Origin of the sequence: Phytobacter sp. V91 (genome assembly GCF_965644225.1) — a bacterium.
Taxonomy (GTDB): domain Bacteria; phylum Pseudomonadota; class Gammaproteobacteria; order Enterobacterales; family Enterobacteriaceae; genus CBFFRJ01.
In genome coordinates this window covers 1-12,107 of record NZ_CBFFRJ010000144.1, presented here as the reverse complement: position 1 = coordinate 12,107, position 12,107 = coordinate 1, and the positions used below count along the sequence as shown (strand labels likewise).

Below are 12,107 nucleotides of genomic sequence, written 5' to 3'. Positions count from 1 at the left end.
CAGTGTACCCGCCTGGTGGCGGGTAACTGAAGTGACTTTAAACATACAAGGGTTGGGGTGAGGGCATCAGGCCGCACCGCCCAGTTTGCTCCCTCTCCCGTGGGAGAGGGTCGGGGTGAGGGCATCAAGCCGCACCACCCAGTTTGCACCTTCTCCAACTGGGAGAAGGCCAGGGTGAGGGCATCAGGCCCGCACCGATTCCAGTTAGCCCGCGACAGCGATGCGTTTCATATCGGTCATATAGCCACGCAGTTTCTTACCAACAGCTTCAATCGGGTGCGCCTGAATGGCTTCGTTAACGTCACGCAGCTGCGCGTTGTCGACAGCGCCTTCAGCAATCGCCTGGCCCAGGTCACCGGTTTGCAGGGTGGTCATAAACTCTTTCAGCAGCGGTACGCAGGCGTAAGAGAACAGGTAGTTACCGTACTCAGCGGTATCAGAGATAACCACGTTCATTTCATACAGACGCTTACGGGCAATGGTATTGGCAATCAGCGGCAGTTCATGCAGCGATTCATAGTAAGCAGACTCTTCGATGATGCCGGAATCCACCATGGTTTCGAACGCCAGCTCAACGCCTGCTTTCACCATCGCGATCATCAGCACGCCATTATCGAAGTATTCCTGCTCACCGATTTTACCTTCCTGCTGCGCTGCGGTTTCGAACGCGGTTTTGCCGGTCTCTTCGCGCCAGGTCAGCAGTTTCTTATCGTCATTCGCCCAGTCAGCCATCATACCGGAGGAGAATTCACCGGAGATGATGTCGTCCATATGTTTCTGGAACAACGGCGCCATGATCTCTTTCAGTTGCTCAGACAGCGCGTAAGCACGCAGTTTCGCCGGGTTGGACAGACGATCCATCATCAGGGTGATACCGCCCTGTTTCAGCGCTTCGGTCACGGTTTCCCAGCCGAACTGAATCAGTTTTTCTGCATACGCAGCGTCAGTGCCTTCAGCCACCAGCTTGTCAAAGCACAGCAGTGAACCGGCCTGCAGCATGCCGCACAGAATGGTCTGCTCGCCCATCAGGTCAGATTTTACTTCCGCAACGAAAGAAGACTCCAGAACACCTGCACGATGACCGCCAGTGGCCGCAGCCCAGGCTTTGGCGATGGCCATACCTTCGCCTTTTGGATCGTTTTCCGGGTGAACGGCAATCAGTGTCGGCACGCCGAAACCACGTTTGTACTCTTCACGGACTTCAGTACCCGGGCATTTCGGGGCGACCATCACTACGGTGATGTCTTTACGGATCTGCTCGCCCACTTCCACGATGTTGAAACCATGGGAGTAACCCAGCGCCGCGCCGTCTTTCATCAGCGGTTGTACGGAACGCACAACGTCAGAGTGCTGTTTGTCCGGCGTCAGGTTAACCACCAGGTCAGCCTGCGGAACCAGCTCTTCGTAAGTCCCGACTTTAAAACCATTCTCGGTCGCTTTACGCCAGGACGCGCGTTTTTCCGCGATAGCTTCAGCACGCAGGGCGTAAGAAATATCCAGACCGGAGTCACGCATGTTCAGGCCCTGGTTAAGGCCCTGAGCGCCACAACCGACGATAACCACTTTTTTACCCTGCAGGTAGCTCGCGCCATCGGCGAATTCGTCACGTGCCATAAAGCGACATTTACCCAGCTGTGCCAGCTGCTGGCGCAGATTCAGTGTATTAAAGTAGTTAGCCATGGTGAAACCTCGTGATGTTGTGTTGTCGTGCTTTTTGTTCAGTTCGCATTTGCGAGAATGAACCCACTATATGACAGGAAATGCGTTGCTTAAATTGATATATTAACAACGTCATGTTGCAAGAACTGCAACGCTAAAATGTGGAGTACATCCCATGGATTTACGTGACCTGAAAACTTTTTTGCATCTGGCGGAGAGTCGCCATTTTGGCCGCAGTGCGCGCGCTATCCACGTGAGCCCCTCCACACTTTCACGCCAGATACAGCGACTCGAAGAGGATCTGGGTCAGCCGCTCTTTGTACGTGATAATCGCACTGTCACTCTGACTGAAGCAGGTGAAGAGCTGCGAAATTTTGCCCAGCAAACGTTGTTGCAGTATCAGCAGCTTCGCCACACCATCGATCAGCAAGGTCCGTCGCTCTCCGGGGAGTTGCATATCTTCTGCTCGGTGACCGCCGCCTACAGTCACCTGCCGCCGATACTTGACCGTTTTCGCGCTGAGCATCCTTCCGTGGAAATAAAACTCACCACCGGTGATGCTGCAGACGCCATGGAGAAAGTCGTGACCGGGGAAGCCGATCTGGCGATTGCCGGGAAGCCGGAAGCCTTACCAGGGGCGGTAGCCTTTTCCATGCTGGAGAATCTGGCGGTGGTGTTGATTGCCCCGGCACTTCCCTGCCCGGTGCGTAATCAGGTTTCGCAGCCCGAACCCGACTGGTCAAATGTGCCCTTTATCATGGCCGATCAGGGGCCGGTACGTCGCCGCATCGAGTTGTGGTTTCGTCGGCAAAAAATCAGCAACCCATCGATTTACGCGACCGTCGGCGGACATGAAGCCATGGTGTCCATGGTCGCACTGGGATGCGGCGTGGCGCTGATCCCGGAAGTGGTGCTGGAAAACAGCCCGGAGCCGGTGCGTAACCGGGTGATGATTCTGGAGCGCAGTGATGAAAAAACGCCGTTTGAGCTGGGCGTCTGCGCACAGAAAAAACGCCTGTTTGAGCCGCTAATTGAAGCCTTCTGGAAAATAGTACTGGAAAGAAAAAGCGAGGAGCTGAAATGAAACGAAATCTGCTGATTCTGCTGCTGGTGATAAGCGGCGCTGCGCTTGCCAAACCCGCAGACACGCGCATTCGGGATGCGAAACATGTTGCCTTAAGCCAGTGCCTGGACGAGAACTACCGCCGGGTGAATCCGGATATTACACCGGAAATGATGGACGACCGCTCTTACCTTATCGAACGCTATGCGCTGGATAACGCCGGGGTTTACGAGAAACTGCAAAAATTTGTCGCCCGTGAGACGCGTGACGGCCATAAACTGACGTTATCACTGAAAAATCCGCGCGAACATACCAACGATGTGCTGGCGAACTGCATGGCGTTTTATGAATCACCGCGCCTTGATGCCTTTGTACGCTCGCTATTCTGATAAAGCGACCCGCGTTTATAAATCTGCCGGGTCGATTTGTTTCATGGTTTCCACCGTCATCAGCCATTGATACAACGGCTCGAGCTGGCGAAAACCCTGCGCCAGTAGCGTCACCAAATCGGCGTTGAACAGTTTTTCCATATCGTTATCGGTCACCATCACGGCAAAGGTTTTGCACTGATACCAGTTCGCAATCGCCGGATCGAGATCTTTCACTAACTGGCGCTTATAACGCTCTGCTTCCAGGGCAAACGGCGGCTGGCAACATTCGGCCATTGCAAGAAATTGAGTGGGTCGCTTCTTCAACGTATGGCGAAAAAGATCCATCGTTGATTTGCTGGCGCAATAGTAACCGAGCCCATAGCGCAGGGTGTCCGGGCTAATTTCAAAAAAATAAACCGGCGCATCCGTCCAGTTCTTCGCCGAACGTTTAAAGGTCAGCCACATCCGGCTGCGATAGAGAGATTTATCGTGAGAAAAACGGGTATCGCGATGGATACGCGACAGCGTTTTGCCGATGGCAGAGCGCGTTTCCAGCAGTGGGTCAATTTAAAGCATGGTAGGGGCTAAATCATCCACCAGCGCCCGAAAGGGGGTAAGCACGCTGCGATCGTAAATAAAACGATGTTCTTCAAACCATGTCTTCTCGTTTTCGATGCAAACCTGCTGGAGAAAATCGAGCCCTTCCGGTGCAAATCCCTGAAAGCGTCCTGCCATGTGAATTCCCCTGTTTAGCGCAATTGCCAGTCGCATTATGCCGCTGTGCCCGGCAAACAAACAAGGCACGAAAAATCGTGCCTTGTTTTAGTTACCTGAACGGCCTTACTTAGCCCGCAAGGAAGAAACGAAATGCCGGGTTGTTGGTCTCATCGTGGCAGTCGTATCCGAGTTCATTAAGTCGGGTTTCGAAGTCCGGCTCATGCTCACCCAGTTCAAATGCTGCCAGAACGCGGCCGTAATCCGTGCCGTGGCTACGATAATGGAACAAGGAGATATTCCAGTGGGTACCCAACGTATGCAGGAACTTCAGCAACGCCCCCGCGGCCTCCGGGAATTCGAAGCTGAACAGCCGTTCTTTCAGTGGTTTTGAGGGACGCCCGCCGACCATATAGCGAACATGCAGCTTCGCCATTTCGTCATCAGACAGATCCACCACGCTGTAGCCGCCTTCGTTCAGCAGTTGCAGGATCTCTTTACGCTCCTCCAGACCACGGCTTAAACGTACCCCGACGAAAATGCAGGCGTCTTTTGCATCCGCAAAACGGTAGTTAAACTCGGTCACCGAACGGCCACCCAGCAGCTGGCAGAATTTCAGGAAACTGCCTTTTTCTTCCGGAATCGTTACCGCCAGCAGTGCTTCGCGTTGTTCGCCCAGCTCACAGCGTTCAGACACATAACGCAGACCATGGAAGTTTACGTTGGCGCCAGAAAGCACATGCGCCAGACGCTCGCCACGGATCTTGTGCTGCGCAACGTACTTTTTCATCCCTGCCAGCGCCAGTGCGCCTGAAGGTTCTGCCACTGCGCGCACATCTTCGAACAGGTCTTTCATCGCGGCGCAAATCGCATCGCTGTCGACAGTCACGATATCGTCAAGATACTCCTGGCAAAGACGGAAGGTCTCATCGCCAATACGCTTGACCGCCACACCCTCAGCGAAAAGCCCGACTCGCGGCAGATCGACCGGATGACCTGCATCCAGTGCCGCTTTCAGGCAGGCCGAATCTTCAGCTTCGACGGCGATCACTTTGATTTGCGGCATCAGTTGCTTGATAAGCACCGCAACGCCTGCGGCCAGGCCGCCGCCGCCGACCGGCACAAACACGCGGTCGATATGGGCATCCTGCTGTAACAGCTCCAGCGCCAGCGTACCCTGCCCGGCAATCACCATGGGATGATCAAAGGGCGGCACCCAGGTAAAGCCTTGCTGCTCAGATAACTCAATCGCTTTGGCTTTGGCTTCATCGAAGTTGGCGCCATGCAGCAGTACTTCACCGCCAAAACCACGTACCGCATCCACTTTGATATCAGCGGTTGCCGTCGGCATTACGATCAGCGCTTTCACGCCAAGACGAGCGGAAGAATACGCCACACCCTGGGCATGATTACCTGCGGATGCAGTGATCACGCCATGGGCTTTTTGTTCCGGGGTTAAACCCGCCATCATGGCGTAGGCGCCACGCAGCTTAAAGCTGTGAACCGGCTGTCTGTCCTCACGCTTCACCAGTATGACGTTGTCGAGGCGAGAAGAGAGTTTTTCCATTTTTTGCAGCGGGGTCACCTGCACGGCTTCGTACACCGGCGCTCGCAGTACCGCACGCAAATATTCCGCCCCCTCAGGGGCGGCGGAAAGGGGTTGTGATTCGGCCATCATTAGCCCCCAAGTTTGGATTTGTCGCGTACAGCGCCTTTATCTGCACTGGTGGCGAGGCTGGCGTATGCACGCAGCGCGAAGGAGACCTGACGTTCACGGGCTTTCGGCGTCCAGGCCTGGGCGCCGCGGGCTTCCTGCGCTTCACGACGCGCAGCAATTTCCGCATCGCTCAATTGCAGCGAAATGCCACGGTTCGGGATATCGATAGCAATCATGTCGCCGTCTTCAATGATGGCAATATTGCCGCCGCTCGCCGCTTCCGGCGAAACATGGCCAATTGACAGACCAGAAGTACCGCCGGAGAAACGGCCATCGGTAATCAGGGCGCACGCTTTGCCAAGGCCCATCGATTTGAGGAAGGTTGTCGGGTAAAGCATTTCCTGCATCCCCGGACCACCTTTCGGCCCTTCGTAGCGGATGACAACCACATCACCAGCCACCACTTTGCCGCCAAGAATAGCTTCAACGGCATCGTCCTGGCTCTCATACACTTTCGCCGGGCCGGTAAATTTCAAAATACTGTCATCCACACCGGCAGTTTTTACGATACAGCCGTTTTCAGCAAAGTTGCCGTACAGCACCGCCAGACCGCCGTCTTTGCTGTAAGCATGTTCCAGAGAGCGGATACAGCCCTCGGCACGATCGTCATCCAGCGTATCCCAGCGGCAATCCTGCGAGAACGCCTGAGTAGTACGAATGCCCGCCGGACCGGCACGGAACATCTTTTTCACCGCCTCGTCGTTGGTCAGCATCACATCGTACTGTTCCAGAGATTGCGGCAGCGTCAGACCTAATACGTTTTTCACGTCCCGGTTCAGCAACCCGGCACGATCAAGTTCGCCGAGGATCCCCAGAACGCCGCCGGCGCGGTGCACATCTTCCATATGGTATTTCTGCGTGCTCGGCGCAACCTTACACAGCTGTGGCACTTTACGGGACAGCTTATCGATATCACTCATGGTGAAGTCGATTTCCGCTTCCTGTGCGGCAGCCAGCAGGTGCAGAACGGTGTTGGTGGAGCCGCCCATGGCGATATCCAGCGTCATGGCGTTTTCAAATGCAGATTTATTGGCGATATTACGCGGCAGCGCGCTGACATCATCCTGCTCGTAGTAACGTTTGGTCAGCTCAACAATGCGTTTACCGGCGTTGAGGAACAGCTGCTTACGGTCAGCATGCGTTGCCAGCAGCGAGCCATTGCCCGGCTGTGACAGACCCAGGGCTTCGGTCAGGCAGTTCATTGAGTTAGCGGTAAACATGCCGGAGCAGGAACCACAGGTTGGGCAGGCAGAGCGTTCAACCTGGTTGCTCTGATCGTCAGAAACGGTCGGATCCGCACCCTGAATCATGGCATCGACCAGATCCAGCTTGATGATTTTGTCGGAGAGCTTGGTCTTACCGGCTTCCATTGGGCCGCCGGAAACGAAGATAACCGGAATGTTCAGGCGCAATGACGCCATCAACATCCCCGGGGTGATTTTGTCACAGTTGGAGATACAGACCATTGCATCAGCGCAGTGGGCATTGACCATATATTCCACGGAATCGGCGATCAGCTCACGCGAAGGCAGTGAATAAAGCATGCCCCCGTGGCCCATCGCAATCCCGTCATCCACGGCGATGGTGTTGAACTCTTTCGCCACGCCGCCGGAGGCTTCAATTTGCTCAGCAACCAGCTTACCGAGATCGCGCAGGTGCACGTGGCCCGGCACGAACTGGGTAAACGAGTTCACGACCGCGATAATTGGCTTACCAAAATCTGCGTCGGTCATCCCGGTGGCGCGCCACAGCGCGCGGGCACCCGCCATATTACGCCCATGAGTGGTGGTGGCGGAACGGTACTTAGGCATGCGTTAGTTACTCCCAGTCTGTCTAAAAAACAAGGCGGTGCGTGCCGCCCTGTCATTTTGTTTATTGATTAACTTGATCCAACCAGCCCCATTTATCTTCGGTTTCACCGGTAAAGAGGCCAAAGAATGCTTGCTGAATACGTTTGGTGACCGGGCCACAACGGCCTTCACCCACCTGGATGCCATCAACGCTGCGAACCGGCGTGATTTCTGCGGCGGTACCGGACATAAAGACTTCGTCAGCCAGGTACAGCGATTCACGGGACAGTGTCTGCTCACGCACTTCAAGGCCCAGATCCTGCGCCAGTTTGATGATCGCATCACGGGTAATGCCCGGCAGCGCTGAAGAAGTAAACGGCGGAGTGAACAACACGCCATCTTTCACTTCAAACAGGTTTTCACCGGCCCCTTCTGAAATATAGCCGTTCACGTCCAGCGCGATACCTTCCTGGTAACCGTGGCGGCGCGCTTCACTACCAACAAGCAGAGAAGAAAGATAGTTACCACCGGCTTTCGCCGCAGTCGGAATGGTGTTCGGCGCAACGCGGTTCCAGGAGGAAACCATCGCATCAATGCCCTGATCCAGCGCTTCTGCGCCAAGGTATGCGCCCCACGGGAAGGCCGCAATGATCACATCGGTGGTGTATCCATCTGGCGGATTCACGCCCATACCCACATCACCGACAAACACCAGCGGACGAATATAGGCGCTGGTCAGGTTGTTTTTACGGATAACCTGGCGGCAGGCTTCCATCAATTCATCAACGCTTTGAGAGACCGGGAAACGGTAGATTTTGGCCGAATCACGCAGACGCTGCATGTGTTCGCGATGACGGAACACCACTGGCCCTTTGTGCGAATCGTAGCAACGGATACCTTCGAATACAGACGTTCCGTAGTGCAGCGCGTGAGACATCACGTGAACCTTCGCCTCTCCCCACGGAACCATCTCGCCATTGAACCAAATGTAATCAGCTTTCTTCGTCATTTTAATTCCTTTGCGCTCAAGCGCGGATCTGTTGTGATGATGTTGTACATTGCTGGATATCAACCCGGGCGACGTCGACCAGTTTGCTTAACTGGCTAAACAGTAATTCGACGGGGCGGGGGCTGGCAACGGTCAATTCGATATTGATGTTTCGGCTATCAGCGGCGGTCTCCATGTTCATCGCGCAAACCTGAAAGCCGCGGTGGCGTACCACGCGTAATACACGTTCTAAGGTTTCCGGGTTCAAACGAGCCTGCACAGCGACCTGATGTTGCATCATGATTGTTTCTCCAGCATTTGTGAGTTACTGGCACCTGGCGGTACCAATGGCCAGACATTCTCAAGCTCGTCGATTGAGACATGAAGCAGGTAAGGCCCCTCGCTGGACAACATAGTGTCGAGTGCCGCTTCAACCTGGTCTTTACGGGTGATGTGCTGGCCGGGAATGCCGAAGGCGCTAGCCAGAACGAGGAAATCGGGGTTATCAGTAAGTGTGGTCTCGCTATAACGTTCGTTGAAGAATAACTGCTGCCACTGACGAACCATACCTAAGCGCTGATTATCCAGTAACAGGATTTTCAGCGGTAACTGTTTTCGTTTTACGGTGCCCAGCTCCTGAACATTCATCATGAAGGAGCCGTCACCGGAGATACAGATAACCGTATCGTCCGGGCGGGCGACCTGGGCGCCCACGGCGGCAGGCAGCCCAAAACCCATCGTTCCCAGGCCACTGGAGGTAATAAAGTTTTCCGGGCGCGTGTAAGTCATGTGCTGTGCAGACCACATTTGATGCTGACCCACATCGGTGGTCACCACGCTATTAGCAGGTTTGCGGTCTGACAGCTGTTTTAACAGCAACGGAGCATAGATAGACTCGCCAGGATGATCATAACGCCAGGCAAACTCGGTGCGCATATCAGCGTTATGATTACGCCACTCATCAATGGCTAATGGCTGTTGCAGAGCAGGCAGCAATCTGTTCAGGTCACCTTCTAACGCCACATGCACCTGGCGCAATTTATTCATTTCCGCCGGGTCAATATCCATATGGATAACTTTGGCATGGGGAGCAAAAGTGTTCAGCTTGCCGGTTACACGGTCGTCGAAACGAGCACCCACGGCAATCAACAGATCGGACTCCTGGACCGCCAGGTTCGCGGCTTTCGTGCCATGCATGCCCAACATCCCCAGATACCAGGGATAGCTGTCTTCCACAACGCCCAGCCCCTTCAGTGTGCAAGTGACGGGCATTTGAGTTTCTGCAAGGAATGCCCGCAGCGCCGGAACCGCCTGCGCCATCCCGACACCACCGCCCACATACAGCATGGGTTTTTTAGCCTGAGCCAGCATCTGGCGAGCCTGCGCCATTTCCGCCTGTGGGAAAGAGAGGTCGTCTTCAATAGTGGAAAAATGCGGCTCAAGCAGGCCGGAGGCTAACTGAATATCTTTAGGAATATCGACCAGAACCGGGCCAGGACGACCTGAGTTTGCCACCTGGAAAGCCTCGGCGATTACGCGCGGTAACTCTTCCAGCGATTGCACCAGGAAACTGTGTTTGGTGCAGGCCAATGACAAACCGAGAACGTCCACTTCCTGAAACGCATCGGTACCGATCAACGGAGCGGCAACCTGACCAGTGATCGCCACAACCGGAACAGAATCCAGCAGAGCGTCAGCCAGACCGGTGATCAGATTGGTGGCACCTGGGCCAGACGTTGCGATGCAGACCCCGGTTTTTCCGGTTGAGCGAGCATAGCCGATAGCCGCCATGGCAGCGCCCTGCTCATGCCGACACAACAGGTGATCCACGCCGCCATCGTACAACGCATCGTATACAGGCATGATTGCGCCACCCGGATACCCAAAGACTGTATCAACCTGCTGTGCTCGCAACGCATGTACCACCCACTGCGCCCCATTCATAGTTAGTTCCCCGCCGTAAATCGAGAGAAACAGAATTTTGTGCTGCAAGCCATTCTTTGTTCCTCGTCTATGTTTTTAGGTCATAAAAAAACCCCCGGACCTTTCGGTGCGGGGGTCTTAGTTCGTTAAGGCTTGATTTCTAAGCCTTTCCTCGTCCAAGTGCAGCCCCGCACGGTGGGATAATAATCACCACCACGCTAATCACGACCAGGCTAATCACTCGTAGAAGGGCTGTCATTTTCTGTACTTTCGGTCTTCAGGTTCGAAGGAATACCTAAAGAGTTATCACAGATATGAGAGATGATACAAGAAATATTTATGACGCAATCAGGCTTCATACAAATTTTTTCTATAAAAATCATTGTTTTTTATAAAGAAAACTAAAAATGAAATTTCTTCATTTTTTTCTGCATTTTGGGCGCGATCGCTAAGTTGAAAAAGATGCGGCCAGGATTCCAGAGTCCTGCAATGAGAACGAGAATCAGCAATTAGCCTGCGTGTCACCTCGTAAGAACGTCAATCCCTCAAACGTCTGTCTGAATGAACAGCGCATAATCGTGGTTCACAAGGAGAGACTATGACGTTAGCGGTTATCTATACTCGAGCGGCATTAGGGATTTCGGCGCCCCTGGTAACCGCTGAAGTTCATATCAGCAACGGACTTCCCGGTTTAACCATGGTTGGGCTCCCGGAAACAACGGTCAAGGAGGCCAGGGATCGTGTCCGCAGTGCAATCATCAACAGCGGCTACGAATTTCCGGCCAAAAAGATCACAATTAATCTCGCCCCTGCTGATTTACCCAAGGACGGCGGGCGATATGATTTACCTATCGCTATTGCGCTTCTCGCTGCCTCTGAGCAACTTAGCGTCAATCATTTACACCAATTTGAGTTCGTGGGGGAACTGGCGCTTACAGGCGCGTTAAGAGGTGTTCCGGGTGCGATCTCAAGCACTGTCGAAGCCATTAAAGCAGGCAGGCGTATTATCGTGGCGCAGGAAAATGAAGCCGAGGTCAGCCTGGCTGAGACACAAGATTGTCTGGTTGCACAGCATTTGCAGGAAGTGTGTGCATTTCTGGAAGGCAAGCATGCGCTACAACCCCCCTCCTTCACGCTTCCTCCCGAGGAGGTAAACACCCATGATGATCTGAGTGATGTGATTGGCCAGGAGCAAGGAAAACGCGCGCTGGAGATAACCGCAGCGGGAGGCCATAACCTGTTACTTATTGGCCCTCCCGGCACCGGAAAAACGATGCTTGCCAGCCGACTTGGGCCGCTGTTGCCATCCTTAAATCGTCAGGAAGCCCTTGAGAGCGCAGCCATCATAAGCCTGGTTAACTCCGCCAGCATTGTGAAAAAGTGGCGGCAGAGGCCGTTTCGCGCGCCTCACCATAGTGCTTCACTTGCCGCTATGGTGGGAGGCGGTTGTAACATATAGAAATAAACGCGACTTTATAGAATAAAGTGCGACAGCACTGGCATTTCCTTTCCTTTACATAGCCTGCATATAAAGGAAAGAAAATCGGCTTCATCGAATTTTATCGGATAACCATCTGCATCATAAAAAAGCACAGCATCATGTGTAATTATCTTTCTCCATTCCGAGTTTAAGAATGAATATTCCTACGCAGGGAGAAAGCAGATGGCAGTGATCCGGCATATCAGTATCGAAAACTTTAGATCAATACGACAGGCAGACTGGTATCCAAGCCCTGGTTTTAACTGCCTTATCGGTCCTGGCGATTCGGGAAAATCCACATTTCTTGATGCCATTGATCTGGTGCTGGGCTGAGTGATCCCCAGTAATATGGTCAGTCATCCATGACCATATTACTGTATTCTTTCCCTAACATTTTCAGTA

At 53.7% G+C, this 12,107-nt stretch carries 11 protein-coding genes and 2 pseudogenes; 4 read left to right on the top strand and 9 right to left on the bottom strand.

Features of this window, described 5'->3' with window-relative positions:
- Window positions 1–204: 204 nt before the first annotated feature.
- Complete coding sequence (gene ilvC / locus ACSZO4_RS21800; protein WP_437891152.1) at window positions 205–1,680, bottom strand: ketol-acid reductoisomerase; 1,476 nt, start codon at window positions 1,678–1,680, stop codon at window positions 205–207.
- A 154-nt stretch (window positions 1,681–1,834) separates the two neighbouring features.
- Here ilvC and ilvY point away from each other — a divergent pair, with 154 nt between their 5' ends.
- Window positions 1,835–2,743, top strand: a complete 909-nt coding sequence (ilvY, locus tag ACSZO4_RS21795; protein ID WP_437891151.1) for an HTH-type transcriptional activator IlvY — start codon at window positions 1,835–1,837, stop codon at window positions 2,741–2,743.
- On the top strand, window positions 2,740–3,111 hold the full coding sequence (locus ACSZO4_RS21790; RefSeq protein ID WP_437891150.1) for a hypothetical protein: 372 nt from the start codon (window positions 2,740–2,742) through the stop codon (window positions 3,109–3,111). The genes ilvY and ACSZO4_RS21790 overlap by 4 nt, the downstream gene beginning before the upstream one ends.
- Before the next feature lie 15 nt (window positions 3,112–3,126).
- Here the strand turns inward: ACSZO4_RS21790 and ACSZO4_RS21785 are convergent.
- From ACSZO4_RS21785 to ilvL, 8 genes and pseudogenes are all read right to left on the bottom strand, one after another.
- Window positions 3,127–3,828, bottom strand: a pseudogene (locus tag ACSZO4_RS21785) (DUF2461 domain-containing protein).
- A gap of 109 nt (window positions 3,829–3,937) precedes the next feature.
- Window positions 3,938–5,482, bottom strand: a complete 1,545-nt coding sequence (gene ilvA, locus ACSZO4_RS21780) for a threonine ammonia-lyase, biosynthetic (protein WP_437891154.1) — start codon at window positions 5,480–5,482, stop codon at window positions 3,938–3,940.
- A gap of 2 nt (window positions 5,483–5,484) precedes the next feature.
- Window positions 5,485–7,335, bottom strand: a complete 1,851-nt coding sequence (gene ilvD, locus ACSZO4_RS21775; protein ID WP_437891149.1) for a dihydroxy-acid dehydratase — start codon at window positions 7,333–7,335, stop codon at window positions 5,485–5,487.
- 61 nt (window positions 7,336–7,396) lie between these two features.
- Window positions 7,397–8,323 carry a branched-chain amino acid transaminase gene (locus ACSZO4_RS21770; protein ID WP_437891148.1) on the bottom strand — a complete coding sequence of 309 codons (927 nt, stop codon included), beginning with the start codon at window positions 8,321–8,323 and terminating at the stop codon, window positions 7,397–7,399.
- A 16-nt stretch (window positions 8,324–8,339) separates the two neighbouring features.
- A complete protein-coding gene (gene ilvM / locus ACSZO4_RS21765; RefSeq protein WP_437891147.1) occupies window positions 8,340–8,603 on the bottom strand; it encodes an acetolactate synthase 2 small subunit in 264 nt (87 codons plus the stop codon).
- Window positions 8,600–10,246 carry an acetolactate synthase 2 catalytic subunit gene (gene ilvG / locus ACSZO4_RS21760; RefSeq protein ID WP_437891146.1) on the bottom strand — a complete coding sequence of 549 codons (1,647 nt, stop codon included), beginning with the start codon at window positions 10,244–10,246 and terminating at the stop codon, window positions 8,600–8,602. Before ilvG ends, ilvM begins: the two co-directional genes overlap by 4 nt.
- Window positions 10,247–10,248: 2 nt before the next feature.
- A complete protein-coding gene (gene ilvX / locus ACSZO4_RS21755) occupies window positions 10,249–10,299 on the bottom strand; it encodes a peptide IlvX (RefSeq protein WP_437891153.1) in 51 nt (16 codons plus the stop codon).
- Between the two features lie 86 nt (window positions 10,300–10,385).
- A complete protein-coding gene (gene ilvL / locus ACSZO4_RS21750) occupies window positions 10,386–10,484 on the bottom strand; it encodes an ilv operon leader peptide (RefSeq protein WP_001311244.1) in 99 nt (32 codons plus the stop codon).
- A gap of 339 nt (window positions 10,485–10,823) precedes the next feature.
- On the opposite strand from ilvL, the pseudogene ACSZO4_RS21745 reads away from it, so the two are divergent.
- Both ACSZO4_RS21745 and ACSZO4_RS21740 read left to right on the top strand, forming a co-directional pair.
- A pseudogene (locus ACSZO4_RS21745) lies at window positions 10,824–11,672 on the top strand (YifB family Mg chelatase-like AAA ATPase); the annotation flags it as partial.
- A gap of 216 nt (window positions 11,673–11,888) precedes the next feature.
- A complete protein-coding gene (locus tag ACSZO4_RS21740) occupies window positions 11,889–12,038 on the top strand; it encodes an AAA family ATPase (protein ID WP_437891145.1) in 150 nt (49 codons plus the stop codon).
- Window positions 12,039–12,107 lie beyond the last annotated feature (69 nt).